The organism is Pediococcus claussenii ATCC BAA-344 (assembly GCF_000237995.1).
GTDB classification, from domain to species: Bacteria; Bacillota; Bacilli; order Lactobacillales; family Lactobacillaceae; genus Pediococcus; species Pediococcus claussenii.
The window spans coordinates 1,310,878-1,337,205 of sequence record NC_016605.1; the positions used below are offsets into that span (position 1 = coordinate 1,310,878).

Annotated in this window: 28 protein-coding genes; 3 read left to right on the top strand and 25 right to left on the bottom strand. The window is 37.7% G+C overall.

The features are described from left to right. Positions 1 to 102 precede the first annotated feature (102 nt). From PECL_RS06490 to helD, 9 genes are all read right to left on the bottom strand, one after another. Positions 103 to 558, bottom strand: a complete 456-nt coding sequence (locus PECL_RS06490) for a DUF3021 domain-containing protein (protein WP_014215773.1) — start codon at positions 556 to 558, stop codon at positions 103 to 105. Continuing rightward, positions 555 to 1,016 (bottom strand): LytTR family DNA-binding domain-containing protein, encoded by a 462-nt coding sequence (locus PECL_RS06495; RefSeq protein WP_014215774.1) that lies wholly within the window; start codon positions 1,014 to 1,016, stop codon positions 555 to 557. Before PECL_RS06495 ends, PECL_RS06490 begins: the two co-directional genes overlap by 4 nt. Positions 1,017 to 1,192: 176 nt before the next feature. Next, entirely contained in the window at positions 1,193 to 2,746 is a 1,554-nt protein-coding gene (gene guaA, locus PECL_RS06500; protein WP_014215775.1) for a glutamine-hydrolyzing GMP synthase, read from the bottom strand. A 102-nt stretch (positions 2,747 to 2,848) separates the two neighbouring features. Beyond that, positions 2,849 to 3,283 (bottom strand): hypothetical protein, encoded by a 435-nt coding sequence (locus PECL_RS06505; RefSeq protein ID WP_014215776.1) that lies wholly within the window; start codon positions 3,281 to 3,283, stop codon positions 2,849 to 2,851. Further along, positions 3,243 to 3,476, bottom strand: coding sequence for a hypothetical protein (locus tag PECL_RS10155; RefSeq protein WP_041534638.1), 234 nt, complete (start codon positions 3,474 to 3,476; stop codon positions 3,243 to 3,245). The genes PECL_RS06505 and PECL_RS10155 overlap by 41 nt, the downstream gene beginning before the upstream one ends. A gap of 172 nt (positions 3,477 to 3,648) precedes the next feature. Then, positions 3,649 to 4,569, bottom strand: coding sequence for a type I pantothenate kinase (coaA, locus tag PECL_RS06515; protein ID WP_411431288.1), 921 nt, complete (start codon positions 4,567 to 4,569; stop codon positions 3,649 to 3,651). 48 nt (positions 4,570 to 4,617) lie between these two features. Further along, entirely contained in the window at positions 4,618 to 5,322 is a 705-nt protein-coding gene (gene budA, locus PECL_RS06520) for an acetolactate decarboxylase (protein WP_014215778.1), read from the bottom strand. A 12-nt stretch (positions 5,323 to 5,334) separates the two neighbouring features. Next, on the bottom strand, positions 5,335 to 7,011 hold the full coding sequence (gene alsS / locus PECL_RS06525; RefSeq protein WP_014215779.1) for an acetolactate synthase AlsS: 1,677 nt from the start codon (positions 7,009 to 7,011) through the stop codon (positions 5,335 to 5,337). Positions 7,012 to 7,126: 115 nt separating this feature from the next. Next, positions 7,127 to 9,427 carry an RNA polymerase recycling motor HelD gene (helD, locus tag PECL_RS06530; RefSeq protein WP_041534639.1) on the bottom strand — a complete coding sequence of 767 codons (2,301 nt, stop codon included), beginning with the start codon at positions 9,425 to 9,427 and terminating at the stop codon, positions 7,127 to 7,129. A 134-nt stretch (positions 9,428 to 9,561) separates the two neighbouring features. Between helD and PECL_RS06535 the strand changes: the two genes are divergently transcribed. Both PECL_RS06535 and PECL_RS06540 read left to right on the top strand, forming a co-directional pair. Continuing rightward, a complete protein-coding gene (locus PECL_RS06535) occupies positions 9,562 to 10,230 on the top strand; it encodes a histidine phosphatase family protein (protein WP_014215781.1) in 669 nt (222 codons plus the stop codon). Positions 10,231 to 10,246: 16 nt separating this feature from the next. Further along, entirely contained in the window at positions 10,247 to 11,890 is a 1,644-nt protein-coding gene (locus PECL_RS06540; protein WP_014215782.1) for an APC family permease, read from the top strand. A 43-nt stretch (positions 11,891 to 11,933) separates the two neighbouring features. Here the strand turns inward: PECL_RS06540 and fabV are convergent, their stop codons facing one another. Continuing rightward, positions 11,934 to 13,142: an enoyl-ACP reductase FabV gene (gene fabV / locus PECL_RS06545; RefSeq protein WP_014215783.1), complete on the bottom strand. Its 1,209-nt coding sequence runs from the start codon at positions 13,140 to 13,142 to the stop codon at positions 11,934 to 11,936. Positions 13,143 to 13,277: 135 nt separating this feature from the next. On the opposite strand from fabV, the gene glpK reads away from it, so the two are divergent. Next, on the top strand, positions 13,278 to 14,792 hold the full coding sequence (glpK, locus tag PECL_RS06550; protein ID WP_014215784.1) for a glycerol kinase GlpK: 1,515 nt from the start codon (positions 13,278 to 13,280) through the stop codon (positions 14,790 to 14,792). A 69-nt stretch (positions 14,793 to 14,861) separates the two neighbouring features. On the opposite strand, the gene PECL_RS06555 is transcribed toward glpK, so the two are convergent. Genes PECL_RS06555 through PECL_RS06625 form a run of 15 tightly spaced genes read right to left on the bottom strand, consistent with a single transcriptional unit; the run spans position 14,862 to position 26,322 of the window. Next, positions 14,862 to 15,662: a tyrosine-protein phosphatase gene (locus tag PECL_RS06555; protein ID WP_014215785.1), complete on the bottom strand. Its 801-nt coding sequence runs from the start codon at positions 15,660 to 15,662 to the stop codon at positions 14,862 to 14,864. Between the two features lie 12 nt (positions 15,663 to 15,674). Next, positions 15,675 to 16,736 carry an oxidoreductase gene (locus PECL_RS06560; RefSeq protein WP_014215786.1) on the bottom strand — a complete coding sequence of 354 codons (1,062 nt, stop codon included), beginning with the start codon at positions 16,734 to 16,736 and terminating at the stop codon, positions 15,675 to 15,677. Positions 16,737 to 16,752: 16 nt separating this feature from the next. Continuing rightward, complete coding sequence (locus tag PECL_RS06565) at positions 16,753 to 17,097, bottom strand: BMC domain-containing protein (protein WP_014215787.1); 345 nt, start codon at positions 17,095 to 17,097, stop codon at positions 16,753 to 16,755. A gap of 12 nt (positions 17,098 to 17,109) precedes the next feature. Then, positions 17,110 to 18,297, bottom strand: coding sequence for an acetate/propionate family kinase (locus PECL_RS06570; RefSeq protein WP_014215788.1), 1,188 nt, complete (start codon positions 18,295 to 18,297; stop codon positions 17,110 to 17,112). Between the two features lie 32 nt (positions 18,298 to 18,329). Beyond that, positions 18,330 to 19,451: a 1-propanol dehydrogenase PduQ gene (locus tag PECL_RS06575; RefSeq protein WP_014215789.1), complete on the bottom strand. Its 1,122-nt coding sequence runs from the start codon at positions 19,449 to 19,451 to the stop codon at positions 18,330 to 18,332. 2 nt (positions 19,452 to 19,453) lie between these two features. After that, a complete protein-coding gene (locus PECL_RS06580) occupies positions 19,454 to 20,878 on the bottom strand; it encodes an aldehyde dehydrogenase family protein (protein WP_407946510.1) in 1,425 nt (474 codons plus the stop codon). A gap of 8 nt (positions 20,879 to 20,886) precedes the next feature. After that, positions 20,887 to 21,366 carry a GlcG/HbpS family heme-binding protein gene (locus tag PECL_RS06585; RefSeq protein ID WP_014215791.1) on the bottom strand — a complete coding sequence of 160 codons (480 nt, stop codon included), beginning with the start codon at positions 21,364 to 21,366 and terminating at the stop codon, positions 20,887 to 20,889. A gap of 1 nt (position 21,367) precedes the next feature. After that, positions 21,368 to 21,946, bottom strand: a complete 579-nt coding sequence (locus PECL_RS06590) for a cob(I)yrinic acid a,c-diamide adenosyltransferase (RefSeq protein WP_014215792.1) — start codon at positions 21,944 to 21,946, stop codon at positions 21,368 to 21,370. Positions 21,947 to 21,957: 11 nt separating this feature from the next. Continuing rightward, positions 21,958 to 22,221: a EutN/CcmL family microcompartment protein gene (locus tag PECL_RS06595; RefSeq protein WP_014215793.1), complete on the bottom strand. Its 264-nt coding sequence runs from the start codon at positions 22,219 to 22,221 to the stop codon at positions 21,958 to 21,960. Further along, on the bottom strand, positions 22,209 to 22,712 hold the full coding sequence (pduM, locus tag PECL_RS06600; protein ID WP_014215794.1) for a PduM family microcompartment protein: 504 nt from the start codon (positions 22,710 to 22,712) through the stop codon (positions 22,209 to 22,211). Before pduM ends, PECL_RS06595 begins: the two co-directional genes overlap by 13 nt. Before the next feature lie 21 nt (positions 22,713 to 22,733). Continuing rightward, complete coding sequence (gene pduL / locus PECL_RS06605; protein WP_014215795.1) at positions 22,734 to 23,363, bottom strand: phosphate propanoyltransferase; 630 nt, start codon at positions 23,361 to 23,363, stop codon at positions 22,734 to 22,736. 32 nt (positions 23,364 to 23,395) lie between these two features. Beyond that, entirely contained in the window at positions 23,396 to 23,674 is a 279-nt protein-coding gene (locus PECL_RS06610; RefSeq protein WP_014215796.1) for a BMC domain-containing protein, read from the bottom strand. A gap of 41 nt (positions 23,675 to 23,715) precedes the next feature. Further along, positions 23,716 to 24,135, bottom strand: a complete 420-nt coding sequence (locus PECL_RS06615) for a BMC domain-containing protein (RefSeq protein ID WP_231952012.1) — start codon at positions 24,133 to 24,135, stop codon at positions 23,716 to 23,718. A gap of 4 nt (positions 24,136 to 24,139) precedes the next feature. Next, on the bottom strand, positions 24,140 to 24,490 hold the full coding sequence (locus PECL_RS06620; RefSeq protein WP_014215798.1) for a glycerol dehydratase reactivase beta/small subunit family protein: 351 nt from the start codon (positions 24,488 to 24,490) through the stop codon (positions 24,140 to 24,142). Next, positions 24,490 to 26,322, bottom strand: a complete 1,833-nt coding sequence (locus PECL_RS06625) for a diol dehydratase reactivase subunit alpha (protein ID WP_014215799.1) — start codon at positions 26,320 to 26,322, stop codon at positions 24,490 to 24,492. Before PECL_RS06625 ends, PECL_RS06620 begins: the two co-directional genes overlap by 1 nt. Between the last annotated feature and the right edge of the window lie 6 nt (positions 26,323 to 26,328).

Consider the following 26,328-nt stretch of genomic DNA (forward strand, 5'->3'; position numbering starts at 1 on the left):
GATTATTGCTACTCCTATCATATACTTTTTGGGTTGAAGTTCAGCACAAAGTGACTGATAAATTTCATAACACGAGAATATTGATTTCTATTTTTTAGTAGTTTATTTTTCTTGCATATTCAATAAATCATTAATTTGCGCAACAACCTTTTTAGCTTCTAACATTTCAAGCGACCATATCGAAAAATAAATCAGGATAAACACAATCACATAAAAGAATAACCAAAAGCCACTTATTGGAAACCACCCACTTAATAAGGCTAATGGTGTAAATCCTACAAACGTAATAGCAAAATGGGCTACAGTTTGTCTTGTTATACTCCATCGCTCTATTTGAAAAATAAAGCTTGTTACTGTGAATAGACACCCAATTAACGCCCATAATATCGTTGAAAAAGCTGTCGCACTCAATGTCGTTCTAAACTGACTTACAAATAGTGGTGCTGATGGGAACAAATATTTTGTTTGAAATAAAACTGAAAAAATTAATGCATTTATATAACCAATTGCAATACCAATAAAAGCACCGTTTAAAATTTTTAATAGTATTCGTGTCATTTTAGAAAATTCCTCCTAATTCTTTGAGCATATCTTCGCGAACTATAGGTTTGCTTGCCATTTTTTAAGTTAATACGCAGTTCTCCTTTACCTGTTAGTTCAAAATTTCTAATTACATTAATTCGAATAATTTCGCCACTGGATGTGCGCATAAATAATTTACTTGGCAACAATTTCTCAAGTTCATAAATTCGTTTATGAACTTCAAATTGCTCTCCATCTATTTCACAAAGTACGCGTTTATTTTCTGTAAAGAAACGTTCAACTTCAATTAGCGTTACTCTTTTAATTCGTTTATTTTTTTGCAAAACAACACTAATTTCATCAGTTAGCATTTGTAGGCTACTAGCCAAATTAGAATCCCTTTTTGTCGCATGAATAGTAATAAAAGTTTTTATAAACTTACTTGATATATCCCATAAAATTTCCAAATTCCCCATCTCCCCTTTTAAATTCATAATAGATCCCGCTATTCTTTTTTAGAAGTTTTTTTCGATAAATGGTCAGCTAAGATAGAAAATCGGTCAGATATCTATCGGTCGCTATGTCATTAAACAAAAAAGAAACCCAATTCAAAATTTGAATTAGATTTCTCTTACGACCAAGTTGTAAATTACTATAACTTAGAATATTTTTATTCCCACTCCACGGTTGCAGGTGGCTTCGAAGTGATATCATACACTACGCGGTTAACGTGATCTACTTCATTTACAAGGCGAACTGAAATCTTTTGCAATACATCCCAAGGAATACGTGCAAAATCTGCTGTCATTCCATCAATTGAAGTAACCGCACGGACTCCGATTGTGTAGTCGTAAGTCCGACCATCGCCCATTACACCGACACTACGAATACCTGGTAATACTGTGAAGTACTGCCAAATATCGCGGTCTAAGCCGGCCTTTTTAATTTCTTCGCGCAAGATGAAATCACTATCACGAACAATTTCTAATTTATCTTCGGTAATTTCACCTATTACCCGAATTCCAAGCCCAGGACCTGGGAAAGGTTGACGCCAAACTAGTTCTTCTGGCATACCCAACTTTTCACCCAATGCACGTGCTTCATCCTTAAACAGGCTACGCAATGGTTCAATCAAGCTAAAGTGCATGTCTTCTGGCAATCCACCGACATTATGATGTGATTTAATCGTTTGGGCTGTATCTGTACCACTTTCAATTACATCAGTATAAAGAGTTCCTTGAGCAAGAAAATCGATTCCTTCAAGCTTTTGGGCCTCGTCATTGAACACTTGAATAAATTCATTACCGATGATTTTACGTTTTTGTTCGGGATCTGAAACTCCGGCTAACTTGTTAAGGAAACGGTCCTGCGCATCGACTTTCACGATGTTCAAACCAAACTTACCTTCCAAGCTATCCATAACTTGTTGTGCTTCACCTTTTCGTAGTAAACCATGATCTACGAAAATGCTAACAAGTTGATCACCAATAGCCTTATGCAATAAAACACCAACAACACTAGAATCAACACCACCAGAGAGTCCTAATAGAACCTTCTTATCGCCAACTTGTTCGCGAATTTTGGCAATCTGTAGGTCGATGAAGTCATCCATTGACCAGTTTGCGGCTGCTTCACATACATCAAATGCAAAATGCTTCAAGATTTCGTTACCATATTGCGTATTACGAACTTCAGCATGGAATTGGATACCATAAAACTTACGGTTATCGTCAGCCATTGATGCAATCGGACAGTTTTTGCTTGTTGCGACCGTTTTAAATCCTTCTGGAACTTCGCGGACTAAATCGCCATGGCTCATCCAAACGGACTGATTCGATGGCAATCCCTTGAACATTACTGCATCTGGATCAGTAACATCAATATCAGCACGACCATATTCCCGGTTATCAGCAGGTTCAACCTTGCCACCCAAATTATAGGCCATTAGTTGCATTCCATAACAAATACCTAAAATGGGAATACCCAGTTCATAGATCTTAGGATCAATTCTAAATGCATCTTTATCGTAAACACTGTTAGGACCACCCGAAAAGATAATACCTTTAGGGTTAATCTTCTTGATTTCTTCAGCAGAAATCTTGTGCGACAATAATTCGGAGTAAATTCCGAATTCACGAATTCGACGAGTAATCAATTGGTTATACTGACTACCAAAATCTAAAACAATGATTTTATCGAAATTAGATAAATCTAAACCTGCCAAGCCCTTCACCTCGTTTTTCAATCTACATACTATGATACAGGAAAAAAAGTCTAAAACCAAACCGAAAAGTTCAAAATTAAAAAGACCCCTACATGGGATCTCTTATTTACTCGTATTAATACTAAATTGTGCTTGTGGATCAATCGATTTACAAATTTCTAATTGAGACTGTAAATAATTCTTTTTTATATTTTTATCTTTGATCATGACCGTATAACTATGAGTATCTAATTGTTTCACGGTAGCATTTACCCCAGCTACATCTAAAGAATCGTTCATCCTAGCAGAAAGATTAAAAACAGAATAACTCACCTTTCCTTTTGAACATACTAGTATTAACGTATTATTTGGTCCACCAGCAGGTAAATAAATTTTTCTATTAACAAAAGAACTAATATTTTTAATCAGTGGTTCAAAGTAATTTTTTACATATCCGTCACTATCGTTAGTATTAACCGAATTTAATAAATGATTAACTGTAGTTCTATCTGTTAAATCAATTTGATACCCCCGAATCAAACGGAATGACTCGAACATTATCGAACCCTTTCTCGCTAAACTTCTTTTTTATCTCGCCAACTTCTTTTTTGTTCCCCGTGAATAATTTAAAATTTTTTTGTTTCCTACCAGTTGCAGCTTCTCTATGAGTAGCTGAAGACTCTTTTGAAACCGTACTTGAACAACCGGATAATATTAAAGTAACTAGGCACAGAACAATAGTTTTTCTCATCTTAATCCCCCGGATCAACAAAATAATTTTGTCACCAAACAAATTTCATGTCAACCAAGGCCTTTTTTCTCACTGTATTACAAAACAAAAAATGGTCTTGAATATCACAGAATTACGGAATCTCCGCCTCTCTATAAAGTATCCAAAACCATTTTCTAAAATACTAGATGAATCATTTTCTAACCATCACTCCGTCCAAAACATGATGTTCAGTTTTATGCAAAATCACATCTGCTCTAAACCGTGTTGGTAAAATAAATTCCTTTAAATTCTTTAAATCAATATCTCGCCATATTTCTCGAGCCATTTTAAAAGCTTCTTTACGGGGCATTTGCGCATACTGATAATAATAATCAGTTGGATCATGAAATGCAGTATCGAGCAAAACTTCGAACCGTTCCAAGAACCATTTTTCAATCAATTCTGGATCCGCATCAACGTAAATTGACCAATCAAAGAAATCACTAACATAGATCGATTGATTTGCAGGTAGTTGCAAAACATTGATTCCTTCAACGATTAATATATCAGGCTGATCTATTACATCATATTCACCCTCAACTATGTCGTAAACTTGATGTGAATACTTAGGAACTTCAATATTCCCTCTGCCACTCTTAACGGCTCCCAAAAAATCAATCAAGGCATTCATGTTATAACTTTCTGGAAATCCCTTACGATTCAAGATACCCCGTTGTTCAAGTTCTGCATTCGGATACAAGAACCCATCCGTTGTAATCAACTGAGTCTTCAAATCACCAAACCAATTACTTAGCAGAACCTGCAGCAAACGTGCTGTTGTGCTTTTTCCAACTGCCACACTCCCAGAAATACCAATAATAAACGGTGTTTTTCTCATTGGAATTTGTAAAAAATCCAACTTATCACGATTCCACTTTTCAAAATCGGAATACTTTTTCTGTAGTAAACGAACTAACGGAACATAAACATCTTGCACGTCTTCCAGCGAAATTCGATCGTTTAATGCTTTAATGTCAGTTAATTGTTGTGTAGTCAATGGTAACTCGGCTCGCTTAGACAACTTTTGCCATTCTACACGTTCAAATTTGAAATATCCCTGTGGTTCCATTATAAAATCCTCAGCTTTGAATTAAGATAGTATAATTCTATCATAAACCGCTTACTTTTCCGATTCAGATATTGATTGGTGCACATCCTCCATACTGCTGGGATGGTGTCCCATGAATTCAGAATCTCCAGTTGGTAATTCTAGATCAAGTCCATCTAAAATCTGCCATGATAATACTGCTTTGGTCGCTTCAAACCCTAATAAATGTCCACCAAATTGATGTTTGTCATCGAGGAAATGTAAGTGCATACCAGCTACGCCCGCTCCGTTAAAAAGCTCTGGTGTGTAATACCCGACTACCGTTCCTGATATGGTTTGGGCATCAAAAACCTTCTGTTGTGATGCAGTTTCGCTTAACCCTGGGTAAGGGCGTTCTTGTTTTTCAACAACGCGGGTTTGTACTTTATCAAAAGTCCCAGTTAATTTAATTGCCACAAACGTATTATGAAACATAGCCTCTTTTGAAAGTAACTGATCAACATTCTGCATATTTGCATTTTCAACTTGAACTCGATTTTCAAATTTAGACCAATTAACGTCAGCAAATGGTAGCATCTCATCATTAACTTTTTGAACTGATCCATCTGCCAAAGCCTGATAAATTACACCATTAAGTACAATTAACTCCCCGTTCAACCCTTCAGCTGTTCCAATCCCAAAATCACCATGTTTTAAAAGTTCATTTGAATCAATGGTTCCACCAAACAAGCCATCAACTAACATTGCTAAGGTACCATGTTGAAATAATTTTGCCATGTACTCTGCCTCCTATAGCTGATCAGGAAGAAGTGATTGTCCAAGACTAACATTGTCTGAATAATCAACAGGAATGTCAACAACAACGGGTCCATTCGTCTGGAACGCTTCGTCTAATATTTTCCCAAGGTCATCAGGTGTATTCACGCGCAACCCAGTAGCTCCATAACTTTCAGCTAATTTGACGAAGTCTACAGGTCCGAAGTTAACGCCTGCTGACTTACCGTACTTCATTTCTTCTTGGAACTTCACCATATCGTAATGACCGTCATTCCAAATGATGTGTACAATATTAAGCTTTTCGCGTACTGCGGTTTCAAGCTCTTGGGCCGAGAATAAGAATCCACCGTCACCAGAAATTGAAACAGATTTACTATTCGGACGTAACAATGCTGCTGAAATTGCCCAAGGTAAAGCAACTCCTAGTGTTTGCATACCGTTACTGAATAGCAAGTGGCGTGGTTGATAACTTCTAAAGTGGCGAGCTATCCAAATGTAGAAACTACCAACATCAACCGAAACAGTCATATCATCATCAACCCGGTATTGGAGTGCTGAAATGATTGAAAGGGGGTGAATTCTCGTAGCATCTTTTTTAGCAACCGGTGGCAAGTCCTGTTTATTTTGAATCTCACGTAATCCTTCAAGATACTGTTCACCATCAGCGGTTGGCTTATATCCTGTTAAATGGGGAGTTAGCAAGTCAATGGTTTGTGCAATATCACCAACTAGTTCCTTTTCTGGTTCAAAGTTATGGTCAATCTCTGCAGGTGAATCATCGACAACAATAATACTTCCCTCACCCTCAGCATTCCAGTTCCGTGGTTCATATTCAATTGCATCATAACCAACCGTGATAACAAGGTCACTATGCTTTAGTAACTTATCCCCAGGTTGATTGCGGAATAAACCAACTCGTCCATAAAAATGATCTTCTAAGTCATGTGAAATAATTCCAGCACCTTGGAAAGTTTCGACAACTGGCAAATCAGCTTTTCGAACTAATTCACGCACGGCAGCCGTAACCTCAGGTGAAGATGCCCGCATACCAAGTAAAAGAACGGGTAGCTTAGCGTTTTTAATTGCCTCAGCCAACTTCTCAATTTCGGCTGGACTTGCTGGACCTAGAATCGGCTTACTAAGTGGTTTGATTGGACGCGTTTGAACAGCTGCGTTCACAACATCTTGTGGCACACTAACAAAGCTAGCCCCTTGCTTAGAAGATTCTGCAGCGCGATATGCATTAGCTAACACTTCAGAGATGTTTTCCGGTTCCTGAACTTCAACACTGAACTTAGTAATTGGTTCAAAAAGTGCCGCATTACGCATACTTTGATGAGTTAAACGTAATAAGTCATTTCGTGGAACCTGCCCACCAATTGCAAGCACAGGATCGCCTTCCGCGGTTGCAGTAACCAATCCAGTGGCTAAATTACCCACGCCAGGGCCTGAGGTTGTCAAAACCACCCCTGGCTTACCAGTAATTCTTCCAACTGCGGCAGCCATGAATGATGCATTTTGTTCATGTCTTGTAATAACCAATTTAGGTTTGATTGCACGGTTAGAATGCTCCAATTGTTCAAATAAAAGGTCTATTTTAGCGCCAGGAATTCCAAAAACGTATTGAACACCATGATTGATTAAACTATCTAAAATTGCGTCTGATCCAGTATAGCTACTTTGTGTCATTTTATTTCTCCTTATTAATTGCAATTACTTTTAATACTTCTTAACCAATTTTATTACTTTTGGTACGTACCAACTTACTTACTTTATCAAAAATTATAAAAAATTAACTATATTTTTACTTATTTTGAAAAAATTCATATAAATTTTGGGGTACTTTAGCAATTAATGGACTAATTTGTCCGTCGGTAACAACCAATAACCGATGCATTGCTCGCGAACAAATCGTATAAAGCAGTTGCTGATCATTCTCGCCATATTCTTTCTCGGATGCATTCCAAACTACTACAGAATCAAATTCAAGCCCCTTAGCCAAGAACGACGGTACGATAATGGTTCCCTCAACCAAACGCTGGTTTTCAGACTTAATTAATGTAACCTTTTGACCGGCTGCCTTTAATAAATCAGCAATTTCTTCACACTCTGCTGTACTCCTACCAATAATGGCAGTTGTTTCGTTATCCTGCTCATCGCGTTGCAATTGGTCCACAACCGATTGAACCATCTGTTGTTGCGTCGAGCTTAATACAACTTTTGGCAATTCACCATTGCGGCTAAACGAATCAATCGACTCTCCTTCAGTCAACAATTCCTTAGTGAAATCTGTAATCTGCTGGGTTGAGCGGTACGATTGTGTTAATTGGATCACTTCGGTTTTTTCAGGATTAAACATCGTTGAAAGTTCATTTAAAAGACTATGAGTAGTTTCACCAGTAAAAATTGACTGGTTCAAATCCCCTAGTAAAGTAAATTTAGCTCTTGGAAAGTTATACCGGATATACGCAAGTTGGAAAGCATTATAGTCTTGGATTTCGTCAATAAAGACGTAACGCATTGAGCGATCTCCACGTTTACCAACCATTTGATCGTACAAGTACAAATATGCAGATGTATCTAGAAGCGAGATATGATGATTCCGGATATCATTAACGACTGATTCAACATGTGAATCCCATTCTTCCTGTGTAATCCCAATATTTTCAAGGCTTACAATCTTGGGTATTGCTCGTAGCATCTGAACATACTGTGCATTGATACTAAAGAAGCGGTTTCTAACGATAGCATCTCGAACAGGTTTTAATTCTTTCATTACTAACTGACGAGCTAAGAATTTAAACTCTTCATCGTTATCCTTAAACTCGTGATCAGCTTTTTGTAATATGGTACGAACCTCCTCTTGGCTAAGTTCCTGAACAGCATCTTCAACCCAGTTAGAACGTAACTCGGAACCAACACGTTGATTTAACATTTTAACCAACGCCTCACGAGTACCATCTAATCGATTCCCCAAATTATAGGTGCTACTAAATGAATAGTAAATATCACGAATCTTTTCCTTCTTAAAAATTGGTTTACCCTGATACATAATATTTCTAAAACGCATTCCATTCTGATTCAGGTGCGTTGCATAACTTGTAACTGCATTGAAAAATTGCAGGCTACCTTCGAAATCTTGAATATTTTTTTGAGCCGGAGTTACCTCTCGTTCAAAGCGTTCTTGTAAGCTTTCAATATCTAAATTAGGAAGACGCCGACGTGAAAATTGAAAATAGGTCATCTGAACCATATTTTGTTCTCCTAGTTCGGGCAAAACTTGATCCACATAGTCATTAAACAATTGGTTTGGTGAAAACATTAAAACCTGTCCGGCTGTCAATTTGCCACGATAACGGTAAAGTAGAAAGGCCACGCGCTGTAAAATTGCGGCGGTCTTACCCGATCCGGCCGCACCTTGAACAAATAGTAAATCCGCCGAAGTATTACGAATAATCTTATTTTGTTCCCTTTGAATTGTGGAAACAATACTTTTCATTTTTATGTCGGACTGGTTTCCCAGGGCATCCAAAAGCATCTGATCCCCAATTGTCTCATCCGTATCATACACGCTGATCAGTTTGCTATCTTCAATCACAAACTGTCGCTTACTTTTTAGATCGACCTGTTGAGTACCATCAGGAGTCGCATATTCAACGTTTCCCATTTTCCCGTCATAATAAACACTTGAAATTGGCGCACGCCAATCATATACCAAGAAATGATCCGGACTGTCTGAAAACGAACTCATGCCAATGTAAATTGTTTCGTCATTCTTTTCGCCATTTTCATGGATATCAATTCGTGCAAAGTAGGGTTTCTTCTCAAGTTTAGTCAGTACATCCAATTGTTTAGTAGCATGTTGCCAGCTATTTTCGCGCTCGGCAAGTAGTTGTTGCTGCTGACGAACTGATGCAGCCGTTTCCAGCAATTCCGAATAGTTGGCAGTATTAATTCGAACATCATTGCTAAAATTCTTATGGATGGCATTCGTATCTTTTTCAGCCGTCTTGGCATCTTTTTCAGCCTTTTGAATAGCAGTCTGTATCTTGACTACCACACCGTTTAAATGTGCTTTTTCGTTTTTAAAAATTGGATTATCCACAACAACCACTCCTCTAATTTATTGACTTAATATTCTACTCCTTTTTTGGACCATATAGTAGTGAAAACCAACTTAATCAAACATTATTTTATGGTAGAATTATTAAAGTCTGTTTTTAAGAAAGGATAATACTTATGAAATCAATTGAACTCTACTTTGTTCGTCACGGGCAAACCGTTTTCAATAAATATAATCGTATGCAAGGTTGGAGCGATTCTCCCCTGACCGATCAAGGTTACGAAGATGCTACTAACGCTGGAAAACGGTTGTCAGATGTTAAATTTGATGCTGTCTATTCCTCTGATACTACTCGTGCAATTAATACTGCACATTCAATAATGAAGGAAAATCACAATAGCATCCCAAAATTAACGATTGCCAAAGAATTCCGGGAAGAATTTTATGGATACTTTGAGGGGGCCGATTCTGCCCAAACATGGTATTTAGCTCTAATGCCTATTTCTGGTCAAAAGACTTTCCATGACTTTTTAGAGGACCATCCCATTGCTGCCTCAAAGGATGCAATGAAAGCAGCAGATCCCTTTAACGATGCGGAAAATGATGCAGAATTCTGGCATCGTCTAAATAAGGGGTTCGCCAATGTCTTAGAAGCCGCTAAAGACGGCGATAAAATTTTAATTGTCAGCCATGGTACGACAATTCGTTCAATTGCTGGAAAAATTGATCCTCAACTTGATATCACCTGGGGGCCTCAAAACGGGAGTATTACACGTGTTTTAATGCAAGATAAAAACTTATCATTGGACTTTTACAATAACCATTCTGATGACAAGTTGAATTAAACTTTGGAGAGATAATATGACAAATTCACCTTTGGATTCAAAAAAGAGGTTCATTAGCTGGCCGGTGGTAGCCTTAATGGATTTCGTTACAGTTATCGGTTTTGATGATTTAATTTATAACTTTCATAATCAAGGTCTAGCAATTGTTACAACCTGGATTATTATGATTCTTCTGTTTGTTTGGCCTTACGAGATGATGGTTGGACAACTCGGCGGCACATTTAACGAAGATGGTGGCGGACTTGCTTCGTGGGTTCGTGCAACTAATGGTGATTTAGCTGGTTACGTAGTTGCTTTCTTCTATTGGATTGCTGGACTGCCGTACGTAGTCGATGTAGCTAATTCGGTGGTCGTTTCAATCAGTTGGCTTGTAAAAGGAAATGGTAATCTCCAAAACTATATGCCGACAATTGTCTTTGCACTTTTTACTGCCATCGTATTCCTTGTATTCATTTGGTTCCAACACTTTTTCAAAAATCGCTCACTTGAGGTCTTAAGTACCATTGGTGGGATAGCGATGTTTGTTATGACAATTTTATTCGTTGTAATGACGGTAGCTGCTTTAATTAAAGGACGTCATATTGCCACCCAACCGTTTAATTTGCACTCATTCATACCCAATCTAAGTGGTGGCACAAATCTTTGGCACTTCCTTTCAACCTTCGGACTGTTAATTTTTGCAATTAACGGTGCGGAGCTAGCTGCTCCATACGTTAAAGAAATGAAAAATGGTAAAAAGGACTTTCCAAAGGCAATGATGATGCTTCTTATCATGACTATTTTCTTAACAGTCTTTGGTTCATTCTCACTAGCCGTATTCTTTAATGCTCATAACTTACCTTATGATTTAAAAATGAATGGTTCCTATTATGCTTTCCAAGCCTTAGGTCGAGAATTTGGAATTGGTAATACATTTATGTATACCTTTGCAGTATCTCAAGCAGTCTATATGTTCGCCCAACTTGCCGTCATTCTTGATGCAAGTACACGAATTTTCCTTTCAGACGTTGCTCTCAAATATTTACCAAAGTCCCTTGGTAAATTAAATGATGATGGCTTACCAATCAACGGATATTGGCTAACAACCGGAATTGTTTCACTTGTTTTATTCCTCAGTAACTGGCTGCCAAGCATTAATGACATGTTTAACTGGCTTTTAAACATCAACGGAATTGTTTCTCCGTTTGTTACCAGTTTTGTTTTCTTCGCCTTTATGCGTATTCGGCAACGAAGCAAGGACTTTCCATCAGCATACGTCTTTATTAAGAACGACAAGTTAGCTTGGTTAGTCGGTGCCTGGTGCTTTGTAATCACGATCGTATTTTCAATTCTTGGCATCTTCCCAACTGACGCCAAAGCTGGCACCATGTTATACGACAAAGAACTAATTTTAAACATTGTAATCCCAGTTATTTTTGTTGCGTTATCAGTATTGCTCCCTTACCTTGCTTGGGTTGAACGTAATGCACTACAAAAGGCGCTGCGCCGGGCCCTTCCTTTTGCAGTAATTGCATTTGGCATTGGTGCTTACATCGTAATCCGCAATGGATTAAATGACCAGATATGGATTGCTCTAGGCGCTTGGGTTGTCGTAGTGGCAATTAGTGTTTTAATTTACTGGATGGCGTTTGGATTGTTTAGAAAACATCAAACACGCTAAATAAAAAGAGAAACTAGCTTGATAAAGCCAATTTCTCTTTTTATTATGGTTTAAGTTGGACTAATTCATCAAAATCAACTTGATCACTAATCGAATCGTTAACTTCAAATCCATTTAAATTCATAAACTCTGTTTTAAAAGTCCGATAAGCTGTTAAATCCGTTTTAAAATTATCTGGTGTAATCTTTTGTAAGAGGTCTTTTGTTTGAGCCTGCGTATCAGATTCTAACTCCCAACTGTCAGGCCTTAAGCGCCCTTTTTCATCCCATTTCGGTTGTTTACCATACAACATTGTTCGAAATGTACGGTCTTGATGCATAATTGGCGTCTCGTGAGTTCCCTTTGCTGTCATTACTTTATATAAAGCTATACAATAAACTGGAAAAATTGGAATTACTAAAGAAGCCTTTGTGGTTACAGCTTTATTTACAATCACAGTAGCTTTTCCATTCAGACTTTCAAGTTTACTTTGAATCGCTTTAGCATGAATATCATCGTCATCCTTAGCCACACCTAAGGTACCTTCATGGTAAAAAGAATAAGTTAGTGGTGACCCAATGTAAGAGAAAATAACCGTTTTAAAACCATCGACAAGAACGTCAGCTTTTTTCAAAAAATCAATCCATCTTTCCCAGTCTTCGCCTCCCATTACTTTGATGGTTTGATCAATTTCAGACTGGTTTGCTGGCTCAATTGTTTGCTCAACCATTTCGTTTTTTTCGAGATTGAGATTATAGCCCGTTACCGCTTTATCGATTGGTTTAATAACCGATGTATAAATCTTTTCTGGATTAGCAGGATCAATTCGTTTAGGAGAAGCCAGACTATATACAAGCAAATCAATCTTGCCACCAAATGAAGTTTTAATGTAGTTAATTACATCGTCTTTCATTTGATCGCTGAAAGCATCTCCAATAAAGTTTGTGGCAATTAAGCCATGTTGTTCTGCAAATTGTCGAAAATAAATATTATTGTACCAACCAGCGGAGCCTAACATATTTCCATTCTTAGGACCTCTTTCAAAAGAAACCCCAATTGTGTCGGCTCCACCACCAAACGCTGTAGTAATTCGTGCTGCTAATCCATAACTGGAGGATGCACCTAAAACGAGTACCTTCTTAGGACCATTGTACTCACCTTTTGATTCAACATACTCAATTTGATTTCTAATATATTTTTTTAGTCCGTTCGGATTAATTGAACGTGCTATATTTCCTTTGAGGATTGGCTGAGTTGTGATTAGCTGTGTCATGCCATTACTTCCTTTCAATTCAATAACAAATAAATTTAACTAACACATTTTTGTTCATTATTCATGCACTTGTTTCAACATACCAATAAAGTAATTATAATATAGTAAAAATAAAAAATAAGGGAATGTCTGCTCATGTCCGAAAAATATATATTATCGATTTTTGCCGGTAGCACATCCGTACGCTCCACAATCTTTAATCATGATGGACTTCAAGTTATCTCGTTCAAAAAGGATATTACTCCCCACATCCAACACAATGGTTGGTATGAGCAAGATGCAATTGAAATTTGGGACGCCGTATCTTCCACAATTGCAAACGCTCTGATCGTTTCTGAAATTCATCCCGATCAAATAGCCAGTATTGGCATCACCAATCAACGTGAGACAACTGTAATTTGGAACAAAAAAACAGGTATACCAATTTATAGTGCAATTGCTTGGCAGTCAAGACAAACCAAAGACATAGCCTATCAATGGATTAGGGATGGGTATTCAGATTTTTTTCAGAAAAAAACTGGTTTAAGAATCGACGCCTATTTTTCAGCGACCAAGGTTCGTTGGATTCTGGATAATGTTTCAGGTGCTCAGGAAGCTGCCAATCATGGTGATCTTTTATTTGGAACCATTGATACATGGGTATTATGGAATCTAACTAAGGGCAAAACTCATACCACAGATTACACCAATGCTAGTCGAACTATGCTATTTAATCTGCTAGACCTACAATGGGACACAGAGATTTTGACCCTATTGCATATTCCAAACTCAATGATGCCAAATATCAAATCAAACTCCGAAATATATGGTTATACTGATCCAGATGTCTTTTTTGGTAGTTCTGTTCCCATTGCTGGCATGGCGGGTGACCAACAAGCAGCCTTCATTGGCAATAGTGCTTTCAAACCTGGGGTCGTTAAAAACTCGTATGGGACTGGTGCCTTTATCATGATGAACATTGGTGAATCACCTAAAATATCTAATAATAAATTACTAACAACTGTTGCTTATGGTATTAATCATAAAGTTTACTACGCGCTTGAAGGTAGCATCTTCGTTGCTGGGTCCGCAATTAACTGGCTTAAAAATGGTTTGGAAATGATTGATGATCCACAAGAATCTTCTAAACTAGCATTACAATCAAGTCAAACAAATAGTCTGTACATTGTTCCTTCATTTACTGGTCTTGGAGCCCCATACTGGGATCCAGATGCTAAGGGTGCAGCCTTCGGAATCACCGAGCAAACCAACAGAAATGATTTTATCAAAGCCACCTTACAATCAATTGCGTATCAGGCTAAGGATGTTATTAATACTATGGAAAATGATTCTAATATTAGAATTACATCAGTTAGAGCTGACGGTGGTATTTCACGCAATGATTATCTGATGCAATTTCAAGCTGACTTGCTACATATCCCTGTTAATATTGCAAATACTTTGGAAACAAAATCTCTTGGTGTTGCCTTTTTAGCAGGATTAGCAGTTGGATATTGGGAAAATCTAAACGAAGTACAAAAGATTTACAGTCCAGGCGCAATTTTTAATCCCGTAATGGAAAATGCCGAGAGTAACAATCTTTATGAAGGATGGCGAAACGCTGTTCAAGCCACACGCGTCTACAAACACGTTCCTTATCAGAATAACTGATCAGTATTAAAAAGGATTCGCAATCAACATTGCCCTCACGTGCACATGTTTAATGCAAATCCTTTTTAATTAGTTTCTTAATTTTGTCAGATAAATATTTTTAATTCTAATAAAATCATCTTTTTTCAACCCAACCTCATCTTCTAAAAAGGGTACGGCACCTCCAAATTCGTATTCAAGTATGCCTAATAACTGATCAAAATATTCATTTCTTACGGTTATTAAGTCTCGAACAGAACAAACAAAATTAGATCCCAGATGCATTTTGCGTGCTTCAGCAACTCGCCAAGAAATCCTATCTTGGGATGCCTCGTTCGTTAGCATATAATCTGATTTAATTTGTTTTATGCTGACCCCTAACGCTGCAAGAAGCAAGAAACTGCATACGCCTGTTCGATCTTTTCCAGCTGAGCAATGAAAAAGAATCGTTTTTTCTTCACCATACTTCAGGATAAACCGGAAAAAATCTTGGTAAGCATGAATAGCATGACTGTCAACTAAAAATTTTCGATACGACTGCATCATTCGATAGTATCCTGCTAATTCATCACTAGAATATAGTTTTTGTATTCGTCGCAGGGATGCCTCGCTCTCAGTCTGATCGCTATTAAAAATTGGAATTCTGCGATATTCAAAGCTACTCCAAATCTTATCTGGAAACCGACGAACCTCGTTATCAGACCTTAAATCAATAACTGTATCAATTCCATAGTTATCTAAATATTCTAAATCATAACTAGATAAATCTGTTAGGTAGCCAGATCGAATTAACTTATGCCAACGTACAAAGCTTCCATCCGAGGTTTGATATCCACCAATATCACGAAAATTAAACCCATTAGAAACTTTTAAAATCCTTTCATCCCTCATGGCTCCTCTTCCCTACCGTAAAAATTTATAAATGTCCTCCGAAATACCAATCTCAAATGCAGATTGCATTTTTTTACTAGTATTTGCTACACCTGTCAGTTCTGGGGCCCAATTGGGACTAGCAATTAACGGTGTGCCAACTGCAATCAAATCACTATTCTGTAATGCTAAATTTGTATCGACCACATTTCTAATTTTCCCTGAAGCAATGATTGGTATTTTTGTTATGGCTTTGAAAATTTCTAAAATGGAAAAATTAGATTGGTAAGTTTTAGGAACACTCTTAAAATCATGTAGCGACAAACTTATATAATCTATATTTAGCGTATTAAGTAATTTAACAAGCAGTATTGTATCACGAATTGTCATCCCGCCTGTCTCAAATTCTTCCGGTGAAAGACGATAGCCAAGTAAAAACTTGCCCTGATCGAACTGAGAAATCGTGCTAGACAATGAGCGAATAAGAATTTCAATGAAGCGCAAACGATTTTCGATTGAACCACCAAATTGATCACACCTCTTATTAGATAGGGGCGAAACAAATTGCTGGGGAAGAAACCCGTTAGCTCCATGGATTTCAATACCATCAAACTTTGCAGCCATTGCTCTTTTAGTGGCAGTGGAAAAATCATTAACAACTTTTAAAATATTCATTCGCGTCATTTCTCTTGGTACATCTAAAGTACCATAATTACCCTTAATTGAGCTGGGAGCCATAACTTGTTCGCCAAATGTGTTTATCCGATTCGTCATACGGCCGGCATGAACAAGTTGTAAGATAGCCTTAGTATCATTTGCATGGATAGTATTAGCAAGATCATTTAATCCCTCAATTTTACCATCATTATCTACCCCAACCGATCCAGTAACCGTATTTCCATTCTTTGAAACAAATGCTGAACCAACAACATCCATTCCAACTCCTTTACTTCTTGATTTATGAAATGCAATATCATTTTGGCTAATGGTGCCATCAAATAAAGACATACGCAAATCCATCGGAGCCAGTATTATACGATTTTTTAAGGATACACCGTTCGCAAATATAAATGGTTTCTTTGCAATTGATTCCAATATATTTCCTCCCAGATTAAGTTCGAGTAATGATTGGAATATCGAAACCGAGTAGGCTATGTAAAGTTTCAATAACCTGTTTTAAAGCCGATTCTACTTCCGAAACTTCGCCAACAACTACTACTGAACCGCTGAAACGGTCAATAAATCCGAGTTTAACGTTGCTTGATTTAGTTGCAATATCCCCTGCAATTATCGAGGCCTCACTTGGAGTAATTGTTAGAATACCTAAAGCGTTTTTAGGTTCTTGAACACCCAATTTTTCGTATATATCTTCTGTTGGATTAGCCACAATGTGTGCCAAAGTAACTTGTTTTCCAGGAACATACTCTTGGATTGTCCTCTCAATATCTCTACTCATTATTGATTCCTCCTAGTCGCTAAATCCAGCAACTTCCATAACATCGCGGGCAATGATGATCTCCTCATCAGTTGGAATTACGGCAATCTTAACTTTACTATCATCTGCTTCAATACTCAAAGCATTAGTTTTGTTTTTCTCCTCATCAACTTTAACTCCTAAATATCCAAGTTGCGAACAAACCATCGCGCGAATTGTTGGCGAATATTGACCAATTCCTGCAGTAAATACGATCATATCAATACCATTTAAATCAGTTGCATACGCACCAATGTAGTGTTGGATTTGATGAACAAAAACATCTAGTGCAAGTTGGGCCCGCTTATTTCCTTTACTTGCTGCTTCTTCAAGATCCCGCATATCATTTGAAATGCCAGAAATTCCTAGCAACCCAGATTTTTTATTTAGCATTTCACGCACGTCGTGCGAGTTCATATCAAATTCTTCTTCAATGAACGGTAGAATTTCAGGGTCAATATCGCCAGAACGAGTACCCATCACTAACCCTGCTAAGGGAGTGAACCCCATCGAAGTATTAATAGATTCACCATCTTTAATGGCACATAAGCTACTACCATTTCCTAAGTGGCAAGAGATTAAACGGCTAGTTTGTTCCTTACCAAACAACTCAACAGATCTCTCAGCAATGTATTGGTGAGATGGCCCATGAAAACCATAGCGACGAATGCCATGCTTTTCATAATACTCGTACGGCAATGCGTACAAATATGCCTTTTCAGGCATTGTGTGATGAAAAGAAGTGTCAAAGACTGCTACCTCTTTTGCATCTGGTAAAAGTTTTTTAAAAGCTTTAATTCCAATTAAATTAACTGGATTATGCAAAGGTGACAAAACAGACAACTCATCAATTCTATCCTCAACCTTTTGATCGATCAAAACCGATTTTGTGTATGAACCACCGTGCGAAATGCGGTGACCAACCCCATCAATTTCTGACTTATTATGGATGATACCACTCGTTAAAAGCATTTCGATCACTTCTTGAATTGCACTTGAATGATCGGGAATATCCTTCACAATCTTACTTTTTTCAGCATGTGCACTAAATGAAAATTCACTATTTTTTCCACCAATTCGGTCAATTGAACCACTCGCCAAAACTTCTTCTTCAGGCATCTGATAAAATTTAAATTTGATGGATGAACTCCCTGAATTAATAGATAGAATTTTTTGAGACATAATCGTAAGCCCTCTCTACTCTGCTCTTTTTGTTACTTAATAATTTTTTTGTAAATAGTTGCTAGATCAGCATCTGAAGGAACAACTGGATTTCCAGGAAATGTTCCATCTAACTTAGCTGCTGCCACAATCGTGTCAGTTGCAGCAATCGCTTCTTTTGGATCAATACCAAAGGAAGCCAACGTTGGAGGACAATCCATTTGACGCATCATTGTCTTGATGTGATTTTCCAAACGACGAACTGCTACAGTATCTGCCATTCCATTTGAAGCTAAACCAGCTTTACGAGTTGCAATTGCATATTTGTGCATCGCTAATTTAGAATTTGAAGCGTTATATTCAACAACATACGATAGCAACATTGCATTAGCTAAACCGTGTGGAATATGGAAATTAGCACCCAATTGATGTGCAATTGAGTGACAAATTCCTAGCCCTGCGTTATTAAAGGCTATTCCTGCAGAGCAAGACGCTTCATGTACAATTTTTCGTGCTTCCTCATTTTTACCATGTTTGAAACATTCCACCAAAGTATTAGCAATTACATCAACACTTTTTTCTGCCAATGCATCCGTAATGGTATTGGCATCGACTGCAACTAATGACTCTAAAGCATGTGTTAAAACATCCAACCCTGAATATGCCGTAACACTATTAGGCGCACTCATTACCAATTGTGGATCTAAAAGTGCAATATTCGGTGTTAAGTGGTCATTAATAATCGGAAACTTACGATGATTTTCTGTATCCGAAACAACCGCCGTGTTTGTGACCTCTGAGCCAGTACCACTAGTAGTTGGAATTGCAATAAATTCCTTAATATATGAATTCGTTATCTTCTCTCCAAAGAAACGAATTGCCTTGCCGGTATCAATTGCTGATCCACCACCAATTCCAATCATAACGGTTGGGCAAACTTCAGTAAATTGCTGAACCCCTTCCATAATGTTTGCCAAAGGTGGATCAGGTTTTACATTTGAAAAAATCGCGACTTGATTACTACTATTAATGTTGCTTAAAATTCCGTCCAACGTCGGCGTATTTGGTAAAAATGAATCACATACCATCAATACGTTTTCATTTGAGATGTTCTTAAGCTCGCTTAAACTATCATTACCAGAAAAAATTTTAGTAGGAATTGAAATCTTCTCCATAATTATGCCTCCCATGAACGAAGTGAGAATGCCTCAGGAGAATTTAGACGACGACGTCTTGTAAATGTTTTAGCAGTTGCTGTACCTTCACCAGTCGGTGTGGCAATTGTCAAAGCTGATGCTCCAGCATGCGCGCCGTTTGCACCTACTCCTGTACCAACATACGTTGCACCATTAACAACAAAAATTGATGTATTCATACGGTGTGCTGCTTGATTAATATGTGGTAAGTTCTCTGAATGAATTGAAGCTGTATGATGTAAACCTTGTTCGACCTCAACAGCTGTTGCTAATGCACGGTCAAAGGTTGGGCAGGAAACAACTGGTAAGATTGGCATCAACATTTCCGTTGTTACTAATGGATGATTCTTATGAGCCTCAAGAATAATTAGTTTGGGTGTTCCAGTATAATTAATTCCTGCACTATCAAGAATAAATGTTGCGTCTTTACCAACAAATTTACGGTCCGGAGCACCATTCTTACCAATCGTAATTTGAACTATTTTTTCAATATCATGGGCACTTGTAACCAAGAATGCACCCTCGTTTTGCATTTTAGAAATTAGTTCATCTTTAACGCTTTCCTCAACAACAACTTCTTTTTCTGCTGTACACAAAATATTGTTATCAAAAGATGATGAATCCACAATATTATGTGCGGCTAAATCGATATTAGCAGTTGCATCAACAATTGCAGGTGGGTTACCAGCTCCAGCACCAACCGCCTTCTTACCACTAATCATAGCTTGATGAACAACACCAGGGCCTCCAGTAATTGAAAGCATCGCAATATCAGGATGTTGCATCATCTGTTGAACTGATTCAATTGAAGGTTCTTCGATTGAAACAACCATGTTTCTCATACCAGTTGCCTTAAAAACAAATTCATTTAACTTTTCAATTGTCCATCGTGTGATTTTTTTAGCACCAGGATGCGCACCAAAGTACACAGTGTTACCACCAGCAAGCATCATTAAAGCATTTGCAATAACTGTTTCAGATGGGTTTGTACTTGGTCCTACAGCCCCAATCACTCCAAATGGTGCATATTCATATAATACTAATCCGCCATCACCCGTCTCAGCTTCTGGTTCGAGTATTTCTGTTCCAGGAGTATTGTATAGAGCATTGTTCAATTTAGCGATCTTTGCTTCAACAGTACCCATTCCTGTTTCTTCTTTGATATCTTTAGCCATTTGTTCAATATAAGGCCGGAAACCTTCTTTAATGGCATCTAATACTTGGTTTCGAAAAGCCAATGATTTGTCAACATATATTTCTTGCGCAGCTTTAGCGGCAGCAATCGCTTCGTCAACTGTTTTGAAGATTCCGTTCGTTCCATTATCACTTGAAGCGCTTACAGAATTATCACTATCTTGTAGTTCCTCACTTAAAATTCGGCGGATATCTTGTTCTAACTTATCCATTTCCATCGTTATTTGGTCTCCTTTATAAAAGTTTCAACGGCTTTTTCACAAATTGCTTGATCTTCTTCAATTAATCCACCACTAACGCCAATTGCACCAATGATCTTCCCACCTAATTCGAGTGGAATACCTCCTGGAAATGAAACTAACTTGCCATCAAGCATCGTCTCCATTTGATAAAGAGGTGCACCTGGTTGAATATCTTTACTAATTTCCTTGGTTGGTTCTTTCATTGCAATCGCAGACCAAGCTTTTTTAGGTGCTAACTCAGAACTAACTAAATTAGCATTTGGCATATGGAATAACATTTGTACCACAGTTGCTTCACTCATAATACAAATTGTCACACCAACACCAATTTCGTCTGCTTTTTGAACAGCGGCATCAATTACCTTTTCCATTTTATGTCGATCAAACAAATTTGAATCAACCGAACTATCTTTAGATAAAATGCTTTGTACTATTTGATTAATTTGTTCTTCATTCATCCTAGTTAACCCCCGACTTCCCTTTGTACTGTTTTATTACTTCTTCGGTTATTTGACGCAGATAATCTTCGTAATCTTCAGACCTAGCCATGATATAAAAGAAATCTGACAAACGGTTGATATATCGCTCTAAAACAGGTCGAACTTTCTCAGTCGAAGAAAATCGAACAAATTGACGTTCCGCCCTGCGACATACTGTTCGGCAAATATGCAACTGGGCTCCGGCCAAACTTGATCCTGGTAAAATAAAGCTTTTAACTTTGGGTAGCTTAGCGGTATAGCGATCAATTATTGATTCCAAAAAATGAACATCTTCATCCGTAATCGTCACACTATTCTCTAGGAAAGTATCCGTATTCAAAGTGGCTATTTCACCTTGTAAGAAGAACATTTTATATTCAACCTTCTGCAAAATCGCTTTGTTCTCGGTGCTTATACACATTTTATCGGCAAGGCTTACATTTGCATTTAATTCATCAAAGGTTCCATAAGTTTCAACTCGAAGCGAATCTTTTTTAACCCGCTGACCATCATACAGACTAGTTGAACCCTTATCGCCACCCTTTGTATAAATTGGCATATGAATCCCTCCTAATGATCAAAACTATCAATTATTCCAACAATTGCGCAATCACTGACGTCATGAAAGTCTTCGTTACGATTAGCCTTGCGAGCTCCAGCTCCCCGGACCAGCAAAACATATTCGCCAATTCCTGCTCCCACAGCATCAACAGCTACCTCTTCTGGTCGAACCGTTACTCCTTTGGAATCAACAGCTTGAACGATCATTAGCTTTCTTCCAATTAAAGACTTATCCTTTTGAGTTGAAACTACACTTCCAACTACCTTTGCCATATACAATTTTCATCAGTCCTTACATGAAATTTCAAATTTTTTAAAACGCTAATTTCCTGAGCTTCCTCTGTTAAACGTTGCTGACTTGTAACGACAACCGTAGATTGATCAGGTATGGCAGCTATGTCTCTCCGGGTGATCAGCGAGTGATAAAAAGCAAATACTGGGCTACTTTGATTAACAATGAAGTTGACTGGCCAATCCGTAATCATTTTCATTGGAATAAAGTTAAGTGTTTGCGATCCGATATAAAAATTGAATTTTGTTTCAAAATCAATTCCATATAGTATCCAGTCAATCCAATCATTATCACGTCTTAAAGCATAAAGCTCTGAAACTAATTGAATCGAAACATTGCGCAAATTAATATTGCCATTTGTAATAAAAATCTGTTTATCTGGACTTATAGCACTATTTTGATAAGTGAGATCCTTGGATTGTTGCTTACGACGCTTTAGTATTTCAATAACTTGGGAAACAATCGAATCCATTTATACTCACTCCCTTAACGTTTACTTTTTGATAATCTTACCAATCGTATTCGCATTAACATTGGCAGCGTTTGCCTCGTCTGTATCAATGTGCATCTCTAGTAAGAAGTCTTTTCTTGGACGGCAAATGACATCTTCGAAAATTGTCTTACGCTCTTCAGACTCAATTTCAACTGAAACGGAATCACCAAGTTTTACACCAAAGCGAGCCGCGTCATCCAAACTCATGTGAATATGACGTTTAGCAATGATCACACCTTGTATCTCAACTTCTCCGTCTTTTGTAACAATCTTCACGGTTGGCGTGTTATCCAAATTTCCGGATAAACGAATTGGTACATCAATACCCAAAGTAAATGCTTCAGAACGAGCAATTTCAACTTGTGAATGTGCGCGATTAGGGCCCAAAATTCTTACATGTTTGATTGTTCCGTTAGGCCCGACAATATCAGCAAATTGATTTGAAGCAAACTCTTCATGTTGATATAGGGGCTTAAAAACAGTTAATTCTTTTTGATCTGGAAATAGGGTATGAAAATCTTCATCAGTCAAATGAATATGGTGATTTGAAACACCAATGCGAATGCGATTTGGATCCATTTCCTCTTCAATTATTTTACGAATAATTTGACGTAATTGATCTTCATCCATAATATTTATCCACCTTTATTTAATTCTTTAAATTATTTCTTGATTGAAGGTAAAATATTCTCAACTTCAGCATGTGGACGAGGAATTACGTATGAACTTACAACTTCTCCAATATTTTCAGCAGCAGCAACTCCAGCGTCAACAGAAGCTTTTACAGCACCAACATCACCACGAACCATGATTGTTACCAAACCACTACCAATTTTTTCTTGACCAACCATTTCAACGTTAGCAGCCTTTACCATTGCATCTGCTGCTTCGATTGATGCAACTAAACCTTTTGTTTCGATTAATCCCAATGCGTTATTCATAATAATTTTCCTCCTAGGAAATTTTAAAATTTATTTTGTCTTTATTTTTTATGATTCTTTGTTGCTTTCTTTTTCTTTGTAGCTGCCGCCTTAGGCTTTTGAGTTTCTGCTACTTTTTCAATAGACTCTTCAAGCGGTTCTTCGATCTTTTCGACTACTGATGTCTTTACTGTATCTTCATACAAAACATCTGTCTTAATTAGCTTATCAAGCCCCTCAGCAGGATTAGCAATTACGGTTGATCCGATGTATGCACTTCCAAGTGAATCACGAGCTGTATCAATAGCGACTGACACTGCTGCAACATCACCCGAGATGTTAACCGTAATCCAGCCGCCACCCTTTGAATTCTCAACAGCTTTAAGATGGACATCTGCCGTTTTTAACATCTTATCTGAAGCAACAATCGCTGCTGCTAACCCTTGAACCTCAATATAACCGAGTGTTTTCAATTTTTTCACCACCTTATTGCTTCAATTCCTTGAATGGTGTTCCTTTAACTAGCCTTGCAGCATTTGCTCCCAAAATTCTTTGCTGACTTGCGTTGGCATTTAAAATATCAAATAGCGGTTCTTCTTCATGCAAGTTTTTATAATGAACCACTATTTCACTTCCTTCAAAGCCAATTCCAACTGACAATCGCGAAGCAAGTGCAGCCTGATATGCCCTTTGTTTGACATCGTTAAATTTTAAAACCATTGTTGTTACAGGAATTTCTTCTTCTTCAATTCCATTAAACAGGCTTTGTAACCTATCAATTGCTTGATTTTCATCTTCAATTGCTACAATGATCGAAGGCTTATCATTATTCATCATCAACTTAACTTCCTTTGACTTGCATAAGATAAAATCAATCCCGTTGCAACAGCATTTCTAGGTCCCTCAACTGAGCGAATGTTTCCTCGTCCAGCGACTAGATTATAATGTGACAACTCATCAGTAACGAGCTGTGGGATTTCAAAATCTAATGCTGATCCACCGACGATAACCACAAAAGGAATATCACGGATATTACCAGTTGGGCTCACGTGTTGAAGAGCCCGACGCGCATTTTCAACAAACACACGCTTCTTAGCAGTTTGCCGAACCGTTTTAATTTTTTCAATACTCATGTTGCCGGGCACCGGAATGTAGCCATCTTCTTTAATGACTACTACCCGCGCAAAGATTTCTGATGGTAACGGCTGATCAAAGAATTGAACAGTTCCATCTTCGTGCCTAATTTGGAAGAGATTTTCAACTTTTGCCAAGGGATATTTTTTGATATCCTCTGCCAAATAAACATCATTCAGTCCAAGTTCGGAATTAATAATCATTGTGGTCATGTCACCGGCTCCAGCAAGATGAATTGCAACAATTTCATCCTTTTGATTAATAATTGAAGCATCCGTGGAACCCGCGCCCAAATCAAGAATTGCAATCGGTTTAGTTGTTCCAGGAGTAGTTAAGGCTCCTAAAATTGCAGCTTCTGCTTCTGCACCACCAATTTCAACGTCAATATGTAACTCAGATTGAATCAAATCAGCAATTCGTTGCATTTGTAAGTGGTCGGACTTAACCATTGCAGCAATTCCAACAGCTTGTTCTGTTGAAAACTCACCAGCTAAACCACCTTGAACTCTAACCGGTACCGATGTGTCAACAGCCAAAAGATCTTGAATTGCAATATCTTTATTCTGCTTACCAGTCAGTTCTGCCATTGTTTGACGAACTTTTTCTAACATACCACCAACATTGGTTCCCGCTTCACCTGAAATATCAGTAATTTGATCAAAGTTATTAATATGTTTCATAATTTCTGTTGCACCCGTTGCAACGTTTACCTTGTCAGTCCCATTGTCTCCCTCTATGTTGATCGAACCTGCTGGAATCACTCGTGCCTTAACGTCACCCTCTGGTGTTTTAATAACAACAGCCGAACGGTTTCCAATCAAAGCCCTAGAAACTGGTACAATATTCTTTGTTTCATCTGAATCTAGATTGAACAAAGTGGCAATACCGTATGGATTAGACAACTGTGTAATCACTTTTCCTTTATCTGCAACTTCAACGGCCGCTAACATCCCCATTGGTACTTTATCAATCAACTCAACTTCGTCAACAATTGGCATTTTTTTCTCAAGACGGTTATTAATTAAAACTCCATCATCATTTTGAAGAATGGCTGACGTAATCTTGTAGCCAGAGATTCGATAAACATTGATTAGTTTTGCTGCATCAGCAAAGTCAACGCCCTTAGGAACGACGACAATGTAATTTCGACTTAAATCTTTTTCTTTCACTAAATTCAGCAAATTAACCGTATATCCAGAGCCTATTCCAACACCACCAGGAGTATTGGGATTGTGTCCAATCATTGTCGATTCAGTAATGATTGTCTCTGAAATAGTTTCCATTGCTACATCACCAATAACTGGAGTTGCTTCATTAATTCGAACTAGATCAATGTCACTTAAGTTAAAATCCGTTTTATTTAAAACCTGTGTAATAGACTTCTTAATTCCAATTAAGTTTTGCTTTGTTCCCTTGATTCCTGTTGTTTCCGAAATACCGGAATCAATAAAATTAACACTTCCATTGTCATCCACTTCAGCCAAAGCAACCTCGGTTGAAGAATTACCAATGTCAACACCTATTACTCGTTTCATGTGTAA